Raw genomic sequence first — 15,887 nt, forward strand, 5'->3', positions numbered from 1 at the left:
GAGGGGATGGGGTTCAGAAGGCGTAGGGGCCGAAGCGGCCCCAGGCCACCTCGGCGGCTAGGACGAACAGGACCAGGGCGACCGGGAGGGCTGTCGCCTCCTTGCGGCGCAGGTGCAACACGATGGCGCCGAGCATGGTCGCCGCGAGTCCGAGGGCGGCCCAGGCCGCCACGGTCGGCGCGATGCCGAGCGCGGCCGGGACGATCAGCCCCATGGCGCCGAGCACCTCGACGGCGCCGACCGTCTTGACGGTCCCCGGGGAGAAGTCCGCGGTCCAGGCCATGCCGGAGGCGGCCAGCTTCTCGCGCGGCTGGCTGATCTTCATCAGCCCGGCCGCCAGAAACACGAGCGCGAGGACGCCGGCAATGACCCACAGGGCGGTGTTCATCAGGGGACTTCCCATCCGTTGACTTGAATCTTCAAGCTCGAAGCTAGCGCGCGACACTTGAAGCGTCAAGTTCGGAGGATTGGATTTGACTTGAAGAATCAAGTTAGGATGCGGTCATGGACGCGCAAGAACCCCGCTGGCTGAACGCCGAGGAGAGGCAGACCTGGCTCTCCCTGACCGCCATGGTCATCAACCTGTCGAACGCGCTGGACACCCAGTTGCAGCGCGACGCCAGCATCAGCCACTTCGAGTACCAGGTCCTCGCCACCCTGTCCGAGGCCACCGAACGCACCATGCGCATGAGCGACCTGGCGATCCTCACCAACGGCTCGCTCTCCCGCCTGTCCCACGTGGTCAAGCGCCTGGAGAAGCAAGGCTGGGTACGCCGCACCCCCGATCCCGACAACGGCCGCTACACCCTGGCCGTCCTCACCGAAGCCGGCTGGGACAAGGTCGTCGCCACCGCCCCGGGCCACGTCGAGGAGGTCCGCCGCCTCGTCTTCGACCCGCTCACCCAGGCCCAGCAGCGCACCCTGCGCACCATCGGCCACCGCGTCAACCAGGCCATCGACCCCGCCGACGCCTGCCCGCAGTGACGATGTACCCCACCCGCAACTCCGGCCCGCCCCGCAGAAGGCTCACCGTGACCTCGATACTCGCTCCCGTCGTGCCCGCCGGCGCCTACGACGACTTCCTGCCCGGCGCCCTGCGCCGAGCCCGCGCCCAGCGCGACTGGACCCCCGCCGACGGCCCCCTGCCCGCCCTCTACGTCAGCCACGGCGCCCCACCACTACTCGACGACGGCCCCTGGATGCGCCAGCTCCTCGATTGGTCCCAGAACCTGCCCAAACCCAGGGCCGTCCTGATCGTCTCCGCCCACTGGGAACACGCGCCGCTGTCCCTGTCGGCACCCGCCGCCCACACGCCGCTGGTCTACGACTTCGCCGGCTTCCACCCCCGCTACCGCCAGGTCCGCTACGACACCCCCGACTCGAGCGCCCTGGCCCGGCGGGTAGCGGCGATGATGCCGCACGACGAGCCCGTCCACCAGCACCCCAGCCGCGGCCTGGACCACGGGTCCTGGCTCCCGTTGACGGCCATGTTCCCGCTCGCCGATATCCCCGTGCTCCAGCTGTCCATGCCCACCCACGACCCCGCCCGGCTACTGGAACTCGGCGCCCGGCTGGCCCCCCTGCGCGAGGAAGGAATCCTCGTCATCGGCTCCGGGTTCATGACCCATGGCCTCCACGCGATCACCCCCGACATGCTCCGCAAGGGCACCGTTCCCGCCTGGTCCTCCGACTTCGACACCTGGGCCGCCGACGCCCTGGCCCGCGGCGACGTCGAGGAACTCGCCGCCTGGCGCGACCGCGCACCCGGCATGCCCCACGCCCACCCCACCCCCGACCACTACACCCCGCTGTTCATCACTCTCGGCGCCGGCGGCGACCCCGAACGACCCGTGCAGACCGCCATCGACGGCTACGTCCTCGGCTTCGCCAAACGCTCCTTCCAGACCACCTGACACCCCAGCGACAGAGCGTGAGCGGAAGATCGTGCAAATCCTTGATGCGACAGGCCGGCGACCCGGCCTCGGTCATCTGGCCAGCCGGACGCCATAGCGGACAGGACGCAGAAGCCGGTCGTCCAACCGGCGGAAGACGCGCTGCCGGACGGGACCGTCAAGCGGCTGACGGACCGCGCCGACGCCTCCGGGCAGTCCCGACTAGGGCGAGCCGGAGGTCACCCGGGGCGTACGGGCCCCGCAAGTAGAGATGACCGAGCACCCCGGCCAGGAGGAGCACAGCCCCGTAGGTCGCGGGCCAGGCAGCTCCCGCAACGGCGACTTCGAACCGCAGCTGGTGCATATGCCCCGGCGGCGGGCTCGCCGCGTCCCGTCGCTCCACGCGCGGGATGTCGATGCGTCCCGGTGCTCGGCCAGCCAAAGTCGGATACTCGTCATGCCCCGTCTAGGTCGACGCCGCTCGAAGTGATCGTCACGCGACTCTCGGCCTGACCATATGTAAGCGGGTGCGGAGACATGTCTCCGCACCCGCTTACATATGGTCAGGCCTGGCGGGCAGGTCTCTCACCGCCGTAGGCCTCAGGAGCCTGACCTCCGCACCTGAACGGCCTCGGTCAGGGCAGACAGTGACGCTGGTCTTCCTGGCGAGCATCTGAGCGAATGACGGGCGCAGATCAGCCGCCTTGAAAGCATGTCGAGGCAGGAAAACCATCGGTGAGCTACTGACAGAACTTGTCGCCGACCACTGTCAGTTTCTGGCTCTAGCTCACTCTCGATGATCTCGGTGACAGAGCGTGAGAGTCAGGAGTAGCGGAGGACGCGGGCCCTTAGAAGGTCGAAGTTAGCGCGGCCGAACATTTGCCGCTTCAAGAATTTGATCTTGTTCACGGTTCCCTCGACGGCGCCGCTGCTGTGGGGCAGTGCCAGCCCGGCTTGCACTGCGGCGTGGTCGCGTCGGAGTCCGGTGGCGAAGGCGGCCAGGTAGGGCGAGGCTCCGGCTTCGGCGGCGGCGATCCAGTCGTCGAGCAGGTGGCCGTCTCGGTTGGTCATCATCGTGGCGAAGCTGCGGACCAGCCTGGCGGTCTCGAGAAGCTCGGGGCAGCGGGCAAGGATCTGCTCCAGTCCGGCTTTCTTCTCGGTGTCCAGACGGTCGGGATGGGTCATGATCCAGCCGGTGACGCGGCGGGGCTTGGGTGGTGGACATGGCTCTTGCCGCACGTCCTGGTGGCCGCGTAGTGGTTTGAGCCAGCCCTGGACGGCGCGTGGGCTGCCGGTGAATCCTTGGGCCTTGATCTCGGAGTGGAGCTGGACGGCGTTGGTGCAGCCCTCGTTCCACCGGCGGGTGAGGTAGGGCTTGAACTCATCCAGCTTGCTCGAGCGATCGAGCGTCGGGGCCAGGAGTTCGTCGATGCTGGTGGCGTTGGCGAACTTGCGGACGGTGCGGAAGGCCAGGCCGAGTTCGCGGCTGATGGCGTTCAACGACTCGCCCTTGGCCCGCAGCGCCCGGACCCGGGCGTAGCGTTCGTATGTCCGTGTCACCATCGGCCGTTCGTTGCCGTAGGAGTCCAGGGTCTTGGACCGCTCGACGGGCTCGGTCTCGCTGCCGGCTTCGTCCTTGATCGTGGTGTCTTGGTCGGGGACTTCCTGCAGGCAGGATCGGTGCGCGCGGATCGTCTTCTCCAGCGCCGCGGCGAGGTTGTGCCACAAATGGAAGCGATCGGCGACTTGGATGGCCTCGGGGCGCCCTCACGGGGCGCCGTCGGCGTAGGAGCCGACCCTGTCCCGGCAGATCACCTGCACCTCGGGATGGTCCTTCAACCAGGTGGCCAAGTCGTTGGCGGTCCGGCCGTCCAGCAGATCGACAGGACGGTGGGTATCCATGTCCACCAGGACGGTGCCGTAGGAGTTTCCGCGCCTCTTCGCGAAGTCGTCGACGCCCAGCATCGTGACCTGCCCTATCTCCGGATCGGGCAGGGCCCGCAGCATCCGCAGCAGTGTTGACCTGCTGACCGGCGCGCCGACCAGGCAGGCCATGCGGGCACCGGCTCGTCCGGCCAGTGCTATCGCGATCGAGGTGAGGAGACCGCGTAAGGCGTTGCTGCGACGGGCATGCCGCTGAGTCAGCCCGTCAACCTGCTCGGCGAAGATCTCCCGATCACAAGGGGGCTCGCGACAGAAGAAGCGGCGCACCTCCAACTCGACCTTGACCGGCCGCCCGCACGTCGCCAGATCCCACACGGTCCGGCGATACCGGCTGTGCACCCGGGTCGAGAGCAGCCCACACTCCGGGCACGGGGCCTCGGTCGCCGCGGTGCGCGCCGCGATCAGCACGGTATCGCCGAGGTCCTCAACATCCAGAACATCCACGTCCTTGAGGGCAGGGCAGAACAAACGAAGGCAGCAGGCATCTTCGCCCGCCAGCACATGCAGCACAATGAACTCCACGGCCGCTCGTTGAAGATCAGGTTCTCGACAAACCAGATCGTTGACGGGCGGCCACCTCCGCGTGAGGCTCTTTACAAGATCGCGATGATCTGGGAACGCGCCAGCGTGTGCCACGGCATGCCGGCCCAGTCGCCGACGACCCGATCACCCCTCGTCCCTCAGGAGAAGGCCATGGCTGTCACCCTCTACGAGACCTCCAGCGGCTTGCTTGTCCTCGAGCGCTGGGACGAGGTGGCCTGGTCCCCCCAGATCGCCGACCGGACGCACCTGAAGGGCAGATTCGCCGAGCACGCCGAGGCTTGGACCAGCGGCGATTGGGAGCCGAACGAGGCCGACGGCTGGCATCCCGCGAACGTCGACGACCTCACGGTGATAGCAACGTGGGATGCCGTCCACGGCGTGACGATCCAGGTCCGTCGTCACGAGCTTGGCGGCGCGGCGCAGGACTACCTGCCCTCCCTCATCGTGAAAGGCTTCACCTACACCCGTGAAAACGCCAACCCGGCCTGGGGCGCCGACGCCATCACCATCACAGCCTCCGGCACCGAGGTCACCGAAGAACACACCGTCGACGGCGTTACGCGCAGCGATAGTCATTGCCGGAGCTTCGTCGATGAGTTCGACTTGGAGATGCACTTACGCAGGCGCGACCTCGATTTCGCCCGCGAGGGCTACGAGGGTCGCCAGACCTGAACTTCGATAGGGAGTAGCGGATCTACTGACAACCCGTGTCATCCCGACTGTCAGCCGGCACCGTTTCCCACTGACATCACGTGACGCTCACACCGCGCGAGGCTCACCCTGAGTAACTGATCATCGAGAGTGGGTCAGAGCCCAGTTTCTCGACGCTCAACAGCTATTGGCCGTACTGTCGGCAGCCGATCATCCGGTTCATCAACGGTAAGCCGTACATGAATCTCGAGATCGCCCACATCAACGCAGCCGAGAAGAACGGCCCCCGCTACGACCCGGACATGACCGACGACGAGCGCCGTGCGCTCGGGAACCTCCTGCTGCACTGTCACCCGCACCTTGTTGCGGGACGGCGCGGCGGAAACTTGGGGCCGCCACCTCAAACGACCTTGAAAAAGTGGAACCCCCGGCGGACACCTGTACGACGGTTGAAGGACCGGCCGGAAGCAGCAGAGGAAGGGCCAGGAAGCGGCCGGGACCACCATCGCTATCGCTGCCGCTCGCCAGGCAGAACCGCGGCCTGACCCGGACGAGCAGGCCCGCACAGGAGGGGTGCCGGGCTCGGACACCCATCCCCTACCCCGGACGGGGACCCCGAGAGATGGGTGTCCGAGCCCGGCACCACCACCGAGGGACATCCCTGTGACCGGTACCGTGACGTATTCCGCAGTGTCATATTCGCCAGCCACCCACGAGGGGAAGGCAGGTGCCAGAACGCTATCCGTCGGAGTGCAGTCGCAGGACCTCTTCGAGGTTGGCCTGTGCGAAGTCACGGCTGTGCTCGTCCGCCAGGGACTCAAAGATGCCTGTCGCCTGCTCGAACGCGGTGATCGCCTCCTCGAAGCGCCGTACCTGGAGCAGGACGACGCCAAGGTTGTTCAGCGCCATACCTTCGCGGTGGCGGTCGCCGAGGTCGCGATAGATGGCGGCGGCGTTTTGGTGGGCGGCGATGGCTTCATCGAAACGCCCGACCTCGCGCAGGGCGCCAGCGAGACTGCCCAGCGCCAAGCCTTCGCCGCCGCGGTCGCCGAGGTCGCGGAAGATGGCGGCGGCGTTTTGGTGGCCGGCGATGGCCTCATCGAAACGCCCCACCTCGCGCAGGGCGCCAGCGAGACTGCCCAGCGCCAAACCTTCGCTGTGAACGTCGCCGAGGTCGCGGAAGATGGCGGCGGCGTTTTGGTGGGCGGCGATGGCCTCATCGAAACGCCCCACCTGGCACAGGACGATGCCAAAGTTGTTTTGCGCAATGCTTTCGCCGCCGCGGTCGCCGAGGTCGCGGAAGATGGCGGCGGCGTTTTGGTGGGCGGCGATGGCCTCATCGAAACGCCCCACCTCGCGCAGGACGATGCCAAGGTTGTTCAGCGCCGCGCCTTCGCCACCACGATCGCCGGGCTCGCCGCCGCGGTCGCCGAGTTCGCGGAAGATAGCGGCGGCGTTTTGGTGGGCGGCGATGGCCTCATCGAAACGCCGCGCCCCCCTGAGGGCGTTGCCCAGGCTGGTGAGCGCCCGAGCTTCCGCGTTGCGGTCGCCGAGACGCGTACTGGCGGTCAACGCAATGGTGTTGACCGTCACGAGATCGTTGAGGGCGCGGCGCCAGGACAGGTATGTGTTCAGGCAAGCTGGCAGCTCGCTGGCGATGAGATGTCGGTCGGCGGATTGGGCGAGAACGACGGCGGCGACGAGGTTGGCGCGTTCGGCGTCGAACCAAGCCAGTGCATTCTCTCGCTCGTTGAAGCTGCCATCGCGCAGGTCACTCTGGTAGACGCCGGCGATGAACACGTAGAAGTTCAGCAATCGATCCAACGCCTGTCCACGGTCGTCGACGGCTGCTTGAACATGTCCGTGCTCATCAGCGTACAAACGGAGCAGGTCGTGCATGCCCCACCGGTCGCCGTTGGGCGAGGTGAGCAGGTGGGCGCGGGCCAACGCGGCCAATTGGCGGCGCACCTGTAGTTCTGGCGTGCCAGTGAGAGCGGCGGCGGCATCGAGGGAAAGGTCGGGGCCGGGGTTGAGCGGCAGCAGCCGAAACAGCCGGGCCTGTTCCGGCTCTGCAGCCAAGAGGTGGTGGTAGGACAAGTCGAACGCTGCCCGCACGGCTACCGGACGTCCGTGCGCATCAAAGTCGCCGCTTTCAAGGACGTTGAGCCGCTGACGAGCATCAGCAAGCTCGGCCGCCATGTCGACCAGCGAACGACTCGGTTCAGCACGCAGCAAAGCCGCGATGATCTGCAACGCCAGCGGCAGGTGCCCGCACAACCCGACGATAGCCGCCGCCTGCTCTGGTTCGGCTTCGACGCGTCGATCGGCTCCGCCAACTTGTAGGGCGGTGCGCAGCAAGTCGAGAGCCTCGGCTTCGGACAGGATGGCCAGGTCGATCAGGTGGGCACGCAGGGTGAGAGTGTGGCGGGAGGTGACTAGGAGCCGGTGACACGGCTGGGCCGGCAGCAGTGGCTCGACCTGGCCAGTGACAGCGGCGTTGTCGGCCACCACCAGCACTGGCAGCCTCTGGCGGGCTCGTTCGGCCAGCACCGACCGATATAGGCCTAGCAGTTCCTCGTCAGTAGGCGGGAGATCGGTGTCACGGGTTCCCATGGCCCGCAGCAGTTGCCCAGCCGCGGCAGCAGCCGATACGCGTCCGGCAGGGTTGGGGTCATAGCCGTGTAGGGACATGAAGAATACCCCGCCGCTGAACCATCCCTTGCGCATCGCCTGATGAGCCGCCATCAGCGCCAGAGCGGTCTTGCCGATCCCGGCCATCCCTGCCACCGCCGACACCACTACTCCTGGCTCGCCTTCACCTGTGGGGTCCAGGAATGCGAGCACGTTCCGGAGGGTCTCGGCGCGGCCCACGAAGCCGATCGGTGCGGCTGGAAGGCCCTCCAGGGCGCGCGGGGCGGGGCCAGCGACGTGCATGGTGATGTCGCGCCCCATCGTCACGGACCCCTGGAAAGTACTGCCTTCAATTGTGTTATGGGTGTCGCCTGCCCCAGTCGTGCTGTGCGCAGTGTCTCCGGTCTGGATCACACCGGAGTTGTCTCGAACTGCGACCGATCGCTTCCCCCGCGCTTTAATGGTGTCCCCGGCAGGAGGTGACGTGGTTGTCGGGGAAGAGATCGGGTTCGGCGTTTCGCTACGGCGGGCCAAAACCACTCCGTAGACCGAGATTCCGAGCCCGGCCAAGGCGACGAACACGCTGGCCAGCTGATCGGCCTGTTTCAGATCCAGCACGATGAAGATCACACCCAGCGCGCCGGCCATCAGACCACCAACCGTCAGCGAGATCCACACCCAGGGGCTCTTCCGCGTCGCCATGCCGCCCATGGTGAACCTGCGCACCGCGTGCCGCCACTGGATGTGTACAAACTGCAACGAAGCCAGCTACGTGGCCGCGTGCGGACAGCGTTGAGAGTTGCCGTGGATGCGGCGAGTTCTAGATGGGGCGTGTCGAGTCGGGTAAACCACAGGGCAAGCCCGAGCGCGGGTCAGAAAGCAAGCCTGATCTGCTCAGCTGGGTGCGGTCGGTAGTGGCGAGCAGGGTTCGCAGGCGGCCCTCGGCATGCTGGACCGCCGCAGTGAGGGTGTCCAGGTGGACGGTGGGGAGGCTGGCGGCGCCGAGCCCCGCGGCGGCGAGCATGGCCGCGATTTGCTTTTGTTGCTCGTGGGTCATCTGGGAGCGCAGCTCGTGGTGGTCCAGGGCGTCGCGGGCGGCGTAGGCGTCGCCGGATGCTACGTCGATGATCGCAGCGCGCAGGGAGGAGACGTCTTTCGGGGGCTGGTCAGCGGCCAGGTCGAGCGCGGTCAAGCCGAGGCGGGCCCGGAATACTGCCGTGAGTGGGTCAGGCTGGGTGACCAGTGCGAGCGTCTCCCGCACGGCATGATCCAGTTCCTGCCGTGATGGTGGTGAGGTGGTCGGCCGGCAGGCGATGCGCAGGATTGCTGCGACGGTGTGCTCCCATGGCTCGCCCGGGATGGTGGAGTCGATCATGGCGGTGGCCTCGCCGGTGAGGCCCTGTTCGATCAAGGCCATGATCTTGATTTGGCGTCCGTCGAGGAGTCGGTTGCCGATGCCGCGGTGGGCGGCCATGGCGTCGGCGGCCTGGCTCCAGTGGCCTTGGCGGGCGAGGGCTCTGGCCCCGTCGACGAGGAGGGTGACCCACAGTTCCGTGCAGAGTTTGCGGTGGTCGTCGTCGGTCTGGATCAGGGGCGCTAGGTCGACGTCGTGGTCGTGGATCACGGCAGCTCCCCGCAGTTGGGCGGCGCGGTACAGCTGCTGGAGCAGCGCGTAGGCGGCCTGGCCGTCGCCCTCACGGGTGAGCAGGCGGGCGATGTTGACCAGCGGCATCAGTGACATGACGGCGATGTCGTGGCTGAGCTTGCCCGCTTTGGCGAAGATCGTGTGCTGCCTCCAGCACAGTTCGGCGGCCAGATCGGGCAGGCCGACGTCGGAGGCGATGAGTGCGGCGAAAGTTGAGGACTCCGCTGGCGCGGGCGACCAACTGCTGGTGGCCCGCGTCGGCCGGTTCGATGGTCAGCGCGGTGAGCTCGGCGATGCGCGTTGCCAAGGAAGTCCCGGGAGGTTTGGGCCGGCAGACCAGCGGGAGGCGTGCGGCGATCGCGGGGTTCATTACGCTGTTCCCTTCAGGGCCAGTCGACGACGAGTCGGCTGTTGGCCTTGTCGATGATGAAGCGCGGGTCGGTGGCCTTCAGCAGGTCGCGGCTGGTGCTGGTGGCCATGCGGAAGCCGGGCGCGGGGGCGTTGTTGCCGTAGTCGCGGTCCCATTCGTGGATCGCGGTGGTGACGTGCTCGGTGAGGGAGGCGGCGGCCGGGCCGTGGCCGATGACGCCGATCTCCCAGAACCGGCCCTGGCCGTCTTCGCCTTCGCGGACGGTCAGGTAGGCCAGGGTGTCGCCGTCGAGCGCGGCCATGGAACCCCACGCGAAGTGCGGCGTGAACCCGGGCCGCTGGCCGGGCATCCGGGACAGGCCGTTGGGCAGCACGCACGCCAGCCACAGATACAGCCACTCCCAGTTGGAGCCCTGCCGGAACTTCACCCCGGTGTAGATCTTGTGGGCGGGCTCGTCCAGGACGGTCCGCATCGCCTCGCGGTCGACGAGCTGCTCGCTGAAGGTCTCCAGCCGCACGTTGCCTTCCCCGGCGATGGCGACACGTGTGTAGACGTCGTCGCAGATGCCCTTGCGCAGCGGGACGAACGTGGCCATCTCGCAAGAGACGGTCTTCCAGGTCTGGCCGTCGCGCTCGAAGGCGAAGGAGCGGGAGATGCTGCCGCGGATCCGCATCGGGATGACCAGACGGCCGCCCGGCGCGAGCTGCTCCAGCACGTTGGTGGGGACGTCGCCGGCGCCCACGGTGAAGTGGATCCGGTCGAAGGGGGCGTGCTCGGGCAGCCCCGCGGCGCCGTCAGCCAGGACGACGGTCACGTTCGCGGCCCCGGCTTCCTTCAGGTGCTCGCGGGCGGTGTTGACGAGGTCGGTGTCGACGTCCACGGTCCATATGCGCCCGCCGGGAGCGACCAGGCGGCCGAGGAGCGCGGCGTTGTAGCCGGTGGCGGCCCCGGCCTCCAGCACCTTATGGCCTTGTTGGGCGCCCAGTTGCTCCAGTTGGGTGGCGACGATGGACGGCGCGGAGATGCAGGAGATCATCTCACCGCTGGTGTCGTGCTTGATCGACACGGCGTCATCGGCGTAGGCGGCCTCGACGTCGGCGTCGGGGATGAACCGGTGGCGCTCGACCGTGCGAAAGGCGTCGATGATCGCGGGGGTGCGCAGGTGGCCGGAGTCGGTGAACCTGGCGACCATGGCCTGACGCAGTTCGGTGGGATCGACGGTCGTGGTGATGGCGTTCTCCATCCTCTCGAAGCTAGGTGTTACTGATACGGATCGGCTGGTGGACACGGCGGCTGGTGCGTCATCTCCGAAGGCGACGTGCCAGCCGAGCCAGGCCGCCGCGGCCTGCTCGGCCACGGATACGGCGGCGCGGTTGAAAGCGAAGATCGCGTGGTGGGCGAGTACCGCGCGAAGGCCTCGCCGCAGTTCCCCCGCGCCGGCGAGCTGGGCCAGGCGTCGGCCGGCGTCCTCGAACGCGGCGACACGGTCGTCCCAGCCCGGCTCAGGGGTGTCCCGCTGCGCGGCGTCGACGTTCATGAGGCGCCGCATGGCGGAGATCGCACTCGCCCGGTAGGCCGCGTCAGGAGGGTCGATCGAGGACCGGAGTTTCCTGATCTTCGCCCACACGTCGCCGACCTCGAACGGGTCAAGACCGGCGGCGCGGGTCATGGCAGAGATCAGCAGGATCGCCCGCTCTCGGGCGAGAGGGCTGCCGGTCTCGCGCAAAGCAGCGGGGCTGTCGGCGCAGAACACATCGTGCGCGATGGCCATGCCCTCCTCGCCGCCGAACGCGTCGCTCTCGGGCTCGTAGATACCGCCGACCCAGCCAGCCGCGAGCTCGTCGGCGACGAGCCGGTCGAGCAGATCGGCCGCGGGCCGGTCAGTGCGCAGCCGAACCTTTCCTTGCTTGCGCAGGAAGTGGAAGCGGTGCCCCGACAGCGAGGCCACCAGCGCGGTCGCGGCTTTCGGGCTCGCTCCGACCTCGCCGGGGAAGCTGATGGTGGCCTGCCACCAGTCCGGTTCGGCCGGGGGCGCCAGGTTGTCCTCGTTCAGGTTCATGTCCTCGTGTTCGCTCCTGCTCGGTCGTGGGGCCCGGGGTCAGTCGAGTAACAGGGCGCTGGTCCAGCCCGTGATGTTGGAGCCCTCCAGCGCCAGTTGCGCCCCCGCCCGGCCCTCCATAAACCCCGGTTTCGGCAGCGCGGCGACCCCGGCGGCCAGGCGCCGGTGGATGTGCCGGACGCTCACCGTGAACTGGTCGGGGGCGGCGCTGTCGGCGGCGATTGCGGTGGTAGTGGTCAGCATGCCCGCCCAACCGTGACAGAGGGACGCATCAGCGACCTGGCTCACGCGGGCCGGGTCGGCGAGGGCGGCCTGGGCGATCTTCTCAGCCGTCTTCCGCCGGACGGGGTTGCAGAGCGCCAGCCCGGCAAGCTGCAAAGCGCGGGCGATCCCGAGGTCCCCGTAGCACCAGGACGGCCGCAGGGCAGCCACAAGAGGCGGCCCGTCATTGCCGAGTTGGCCGAGGGTGATCCAGTAGAAGGCGCTGAACCGTTCCAGCCAGTCTGCGTATACCTCGATCGCCTCGCTCTGGCCCTCCACGTGGATGCCGCGGCGGGCGGCGAGCGATAGCAGCGCGAGCGGGCCCGCGATGCCGTGCGCCATGCCGTTGTTGCCGTGGCCACCGTCCATCTGTTCATGGGTGGGGCTGTCCGGCGACCACCATCCGGGCATCGCACGATCTCGGGCTTTGACCGGGCGGGCCAGCGACACCAGATGAGCCAGCACCTCCTCCAGCAGCGGCAAGGAGCGTGGACGGGCGAGCAGCACCACCCCTAGCCCGGTCAGGCCTCGGATCAGCTCGAACTCCGACAGGCTGGGCAGCCGCTGTGACTCCCGCCGCTGGCGGGCGGCGGCCAGGCGGACGGCCACGACGTGGTCGACGGCGGCCTGGAGGTCGCGGTCGATGCGCCCGGCACGGCCGAGCACGAACTCCAGCGCGGGGGCGCCGTGGAACAGGCAGGCGTTGGCTCCGGAGCTAACCCCGCCGTCGACCGCCTCGGCCAGCAGGGGGCGGGCGGCGGCGAGGTTGCCGCGCTCGATGTGCAGCAGCGCCACGCCGAGCGGGCCCTCGGCCAGGGCCTGGGTCTTGGGCGGGTTCATCGGCGGGCCTCCACTGAGACGACGATGCTGTGCGCTCTGCCGCTGATCCAGCCATCGGCATCTGGGGGCGGCGCCTCATGCAGCGTGGCGACCGGCGAGCCGCCCAGGTGCGCGCGCAGCAGCTCCATATCCATGGCTCGGGTGAGGTCCAGCGGGAGTTGCTGGTCGTCGACGGCCAGCAACACCCGATCGGGCACGCCTGCCCGGTTGCGCCAGGCGTGCAACTGCTCGGCCCACTCCTGCAGGCGTGCCGTACGGCCGGGCAGCCAGCGGGCGCGCAGTTGCCAGCGTGCGGCGGCCAGGATGCTGCGCCGGTAGTGCAGCGCCGGGGTGAACGGCAGAGTCCAGGCGGCGCCCCAGTCGAACCAGGTCACCTGCGGGGTGGCGGCGCGGCTGATCTCGGCCAGAAAGCGGACCAGCGGCGGGGTGAAGTGGTTCCACACGAAGTTGATCGCGGTGGGGGCCAGCAGCTCCACACGCTGCCCGGTCGCGGCGACGGCCAGGTAGAGATGGCCGCCGCTTAGGCCGACGACCAGATCGGACGGCAGGAGCGTCTTCTCGCCAGCCGCCCGGAACTCGCCGACGCTGACCAGCCGCGGCAGCACCTGCGGCGCCCGCGTGAGCAGGTCGGCCTCGACGCGGGAGGGATGGAACGACAACTGCGCTAGCTCCGCCCCGGGCGCGACGTTGGGAAGAGCGCCGTATCCGGCGGCCAGGTCCGGCAGCAGGTGCCAGAACCGTCCGGTCATGGTGCCGGCCGAGCGGGAGACGGTGTGGATGCGCAGCCGGAAGTCGCCCTTGTCGAGCGCTGGTAGCGAGCGGGCCTGGACCTGCGCGCACAGCTCGAAGTGGGGCGCCAGGACCGGGTTCGGCGCGCCTGCGGCGGCCTGTAGTTCCTCGATCACCGCCTCGGACACGTTCACCGTCCGGCGGCCCTCGACGGCGGCGGTCCCGGCCATCTCCAGCAGCAGCCGGTCGCGGCGCGACATCGGCCTCGGCGGTTGCGACAGCACGCCGAACCCATCCGGCAGGCCCAACCCGGTGACGGGATCGGTGAGTTGCTCCAGGGCGACCTCGACACCCTGTCCGTAGCGGTCGGCGAACCGCTCGGCGTAGCGCCGCCACGCCGCGGTCCCGGCCGGGCAGGGCGAGAGCCGAGCCAGCACGGTCGCCGCGGTCTCCATCTCGACCCCGACCGGCTCGGGCAGGCGCACCGCGGCGTCCAGCCGTACGTCGGCCGCCACCCGAATGCCGGTGGCCAGGACAGCGCGGGGCAGGGCGTCGGCCGGATCGGTGACGGTGGCGGCGGCCCGCAGCGCCGACCGCAGCAGACGCGTCCGCAGCAGCTCGGCGACCATCGCTTGCTGGCGGCGGGGGTCCGTCTGCGGGAACTCGGCGGCGAGCTTGCCGAGCAAGGCCGCGTACGGGATCGGCGACCCGGCCGCCTCCAGCACCAACGACAGCGCGGGAGTCAGCGCCAGCGAGAACTCCGATGCCCCCTCGGCGGGGACGTGGACGCGGCCATCGCGCACGCGGGCCAGGTTGTTGACGCACACCTCGACGTCGGCCATCGGCTCGCCGCACGTCTCGTAGGTGCTGATCGCCGCGTCCAGCGCCGCAGGGTCGGGCCGGACGACGACCTCGTGCGCATCCCCGACGCGCACGAGGGACTTCTCGCCGAACTCGACCAAGCCGACGCCCGCGAACAGGCCGAACGGTGTGGACCGGCGCGCGTAGCGCAGCACGTATCGGGCAACGGAAAGAGCGGCACGACGGGCTCGGCGCGGGTTCGCCACCCGCCCGTCCAGGATCGCCGCCACCTGGTCGGCGAGGTTGGGGCTTGCGCTGGTGATCGCCTGCCGGAAGGACTCATCAGCCCACACCGGCGCAAGCCACGCACGCCACTGCTCGGTCGAGGCGCCGGGCCTCGGCCACTGCGGAAGGGCGGGAGCGGTAGGGCTCACCGCGGCGCGCAGCATCCCGGTGCCGACGCGCCGATAGAGCCTGATCCGCGTCCGCGTCATCACTGTCACTCCTCTCCTACAAGCCCATCCGGGGAAGCCGAGGCCCGAGCGGTCCGGGTCTACGAGGTGGTGCAGGCGCTCGGGCAGGAGGTCCCGCAGTTGTCGCCGGTGCTGCACATCAACACCGTGTCGGCCGCCGGGGTGTTCTCGATGAAGGTGATGTCGAGCTCGAACGGGTCGACACCTCTTTCCGCGCTGGCCTTGGCGGTCTGCCCGATGGTCGGAGTAGCCATGTCTGTGCTCCTTGTCCTGAGTTGGGGGCGATGATCTACGAGATGAGCGACGGCTGCCCGGGAGGCTCGACCCCGGGGGTGGGTCGACTCGGACCACGTGGGTGTGGCGGAAGACCGGGCAGCCGTGCTTCGTCATCGCCGTCCCGTTCCCGGGGGTTGGGCGGCGATGAGTTCGGTGTAGCGGGCGACGATAAGGCGCGCGGCAGTGGCCGCATTGACGGTGGGAGCGCAGGCGTAGATCCACCGCCCTTTGCTGGTGGTCTGGCCGCTCCACCAACGCCACCAGGAGGCATAACCCCAGACGGGCAGCCTCCCTTCGATGAGAAGGACCACCGTGTCTACCTCGGAGTACACCCTCGAGTCGAGCTCATGCACGGTGGCGAGCTCAATCCGGAGCCGCTCGGCGGCGTCCTTGGCGGGGAACAGGTCGAAGATGAACGAGGGGGAGCGGGCCGGCACCGTCACGCCTCCTGCTCGGGCACGGTGGTGCGCTCGATGCCAGCGGCCGGAACGCCTGCCCAGATCGCCTCGGCGATCGCTGCGGCCATCTCGGGCTGGCAGACCCCGAGATCCATCACCGGCAGGTTGCTGGCCTTCGCCCTATCCGTGAGAAGCGGCAGGACGATCCCCGTGGCCGAAGACGCATTCGCCGGCTTCCACCTCGCCTGATTAGCATCGTTCTGGCTCCGCAGGGTGATGCCATCGGGAGGCGAGAGGTGGTGAAGCGGCGTACCCGGCTGCTGCATCGTCGAGGGTTCCCATCGCATGATCGGGCGCGGTCCTTCACCGCCGCC

Annotated in this window: 14 protein-coding genes; 3 read left to right on the forward strand and 11 right to left on the reverse strand. The window is 68.7% G+C overall.

Translation table 11 applies throughout. From position 1 onward, the window contains the following. Positions 1 to 13: 13 nt before the first annotated feature. A complete protein-coding gene (locus KIK09_RS40195) occupies positions 14 to 388 on the reverse strand; it encodes a DoxX family protein (protein WP_214324745.1) in 375 nt (124 codons plus the stop codon). Between the two features lie 116 nt (positions 389 to 504). On the opposite strand from KIK09_RS40195, the gene KIK09_RS40200 reads away from it, so the two are divergent. Beyond that, positions 505 to 984 carry a MarR family winged helix-turn-helix transcriptional regulator gene (locus KIK09_RS40200; protein WP_214324746.1) on the forward strand — a complete coding sequence of 160 codons (480 nt, stop codon included), beginning with the start codon at positions 505 to 507 and terminating at the stop codon, positions 982 to 984. 47 nt (positions 985 to 1,031) lie between these two features. Continuing rightward, the gene (locus tag KIK09_RS40205) at positions 1,032 to 1,913 is read left to right on the forward strand and encodes a dioxygenase family protein (protein ID WP_308164611.1); all 882 of its coding nucleotides are present in this window, start codon (positions 1,032 to 1,034) and stop codon (positions 1,911 to 1,913) included. An 801-nt stretch (positions 1,914 to 2,714) separates the two neighbouring features. Here KIK09_RS40205 and KIK09_RS40210 read toward each other — a convergent pair. Both KIK09_RS40210 and KIK09_RS40215 read right to left on the reverse strand, forming a co-directional pair. Beyond that, positions 2,715 to 3,620: a transposase gene (locus KIK09_RS40210; protein WP_214324747.1), complete on the reverse strand. Its 906-nt coding sequence runs from the start codon at positions 3,618 to 3,620 to the stop codon at positions 2,715 to 2,717. 39 nt (positions 3,621 to 3,659) lie between these two features. Further along, positions 3,660 to 4,358 carry an ISL3 family transposase gene (locus tag KIK09_RS40215; protein ID WP_214324748.1) on the reverse strand — a complete coding sequence of 233 codons (699 nt, stop codon included), beginning with the start codon at positions 4,356 to 4,358 and terminating at the stop codon, positions 3,660 to 3,662. A gap of 171 nt (positions 4,359 to 4,529) precedes the next feature. On the opposite strand from KIK09_RS40215, the gene KIK09_RS40220 reads away from it, so the two are divergent. After that, entirely contained in the window at positions 4,530 to 5,051 is a 522-nt protein-coding gene (locus tag KIK09_RS40220) for a hypothetical protein (RefSeq protein WP_214324749.1), read from the forward strand. Positions 5,052 to 5,768: 717 nt separating this feature from the next. Here the strand turns inward: KIK09_RS40220 and KIK09_RS40225 are convergent. From KIK09_RS40225 to KIK09_RS40260, 8 genes are all read right to left on the reverse strand, one after another. After that, positions 5,769 to 8,363 carry an ATP-binding protein gene (locus tag KIK09_RS40225; protein ID WP_214324750.1) on the reverse strand — a complete coding sequence of 865 codons (2,595 nt, stop codon included), beginning with the start codon at positions 8,361 to 8,363 and terminating at the stop codon, positions 5,769 to 5,771. Between the two features lie 118 nt (positions 8,364 to 8,481). Further along, positions 8,482 to 9,393 (reverse strand): hypothetical protein, encoded by a 912-nt coding sequence (locus tag KIK09_RS40230; protein ID WP_214324751.1) that lies wholly within the window; start codon positions 9,391 to 9,393, stop codon positions 8,482 to 8,484. Between the two features lie 296 nt (positions 9,394 to 9,689). After that, positions 9,690 to 11,735 carry a methyltransferase, FxLD system gene (gene fxlM, locus KIK09_RS40235; protein WP_214324752.1) on the reverse strand — a complete coding sequence of 682 codons (2,046 nt, stop codon included), beginning with the start codon at positions 11,733 to 11,735 and terminating at the stop codon, positions 9,690 to 9,692. Positions 11,736 to 11,774: 39 nt separating this feature from the next. Beyond that, positions 11,775 to 12,836 carry a lanthionine synthetase C family protein gene (locus tag KIK09_RS40240; protein ID WP_214324753.1) on the reverse strand — a complete coding sequence of 354 codons (1,062 nt, stop codon included), beginning with the start codon at positions 12,834 to 12,836 and terminating at the stop codon, positions 11,775 to 11,777. Then, positions 12,833 to 14,860, reverse strand: coding sequence for a lantibiotic dehydratase family protein (locus KIK09_RS40245; protein ID WP_214324754.1), 2,028 nt, complete (start codon positions 14,858 to 14,860; stop codon positions 12,833 to 12,835). The genes KIK09_RS40240 and KIK09_RS40245 overlap by 4 nt, the downstream gene beginning before the upstream one ends. Positions 14,861 to 14,919: 59 nt before the next feature. Next, positions 14,920 to 15,093, reverse strand: coding sequence for an FxLD family lanthipeptide (locus KIK09_RS40250; RefSeq protein WP_214324755.1), 174 nt, complete (start codon positions 15,091 to 15,093; stop codon positions 14,920 to 14,922). 132 nt (positions 15,094 to 15,225) lie between these two features. Beyond that, positions 15,226 to 15,558 (reverse strand): hypothetical protein, encoded by a 333-nt coding sequence (locus KIK09_RS40255; RefSeq protein ID WP_214324756.1) that lies wholly within the window; start codon positions 15,556 to 15,558, stop codon positions 15,226 to 15,228. Continuing rightward, positions 15,555 to 15,860 carry a hypothetical protein gene (locus KIK09_RS40260; protein ID WP_214324757.1) on the reverse strand — a complete coding sequence of 102 codons (306 nt, stop codon included), beginning with the start codon at positions 15,858 to 15,860 and terminating at the stop codon, positions 15,555 to 15,557. Before KIK09_RS40260 ends, KIK09_RS40255 begins: the two co-directional genes overlap by 4 nt. Positions 15,861 to 15,887 lie beyond the last annotated feature (27 nt).

The sequence above is a fragment of the Nonomuraea sediminis genome (assembly GCF_018531495.1).
In the GTDB taxonomy this organism is placed as follows: Bacteria; Actinomycetota; Actinomycetes; order Streptosporangiales; family Streptosporangiaceae; genus Nonomuraea; species Nonomuraea sediminis.

Bases quoted from the DNA above. Each gene is read 5' to 3' on its own strand.
- KIK09_RS40240 (WP_214324753.1), bottom strand. From the start codon at position 12,836: ATGAACCCGCCCAAGACCCAGGCCCTGGCCGAGGGCCCGCTCGGCGTG.
- fxlM (WP_214324752.1), bottom strand. From the start codon at position 11,735: ATGAACCTGAACGAGGACAACCTGGCGCCCCCGGCCGAACCGGACTGG.
- KIK09_RS40200 (WP_214324746.1), top strand. From the start codon at position 505: ATGGACGCGCAAGAACCCCGCTGGCTGAACGCCGAGGAGAGGCAGACC.
- KIK09_RS40230 (WP_214324751.1), bottom strand. From the start codon at position 9,393: ATGCCGCTGGTCAACATCGCCCGCCTGCTCACCCGTGAGGGCGACGGC.
- KIK09_RS40245 (WP_214324754.1), bottom strand. From the start codon at position 14,860: ATGACGCGGACGCGGATCAGGCTCTATCGGCGCGTCGGCACCGGGATG.
- KIK09_RS40195 (WP_214324745.1), bottom strand. From the start codon at position 388: ATGAACACCGCCCTGTGGGTCATTGCCGGCGTCCTCGCGCTCGTGTTT.
- KIK09_RS40220 (WP_214324749.1), top strand. From the start codon at position 4,530: ATGGCTGTCACCCTCTACGAGACCTCCAGCGGCTTGCTTGTCCTCGAG.
- KIK09_RS40250 (WP_214324755.1), bottom strand. From the start codon at position 15,093: ATGGCTACTCCGACCATCGGGCAGACCGCCAAGGCCAGCGCGGAAAGA.
- KIK09_RS40260 (WP_214324757.1), bottom strand. From the start codon at position 15,860: ATGCGATGGGAACCCTCGACGATGCAGCAGCCGGGTACGCCGCTTCAC.
- KIK09_RS40225 (WP_214324750.1), bottom strand. From the start codon at position 8,363: ATGGCGACGCGGAAGAGCCCCTGGGTGTGGATCTCGCTGACGGTTGGT.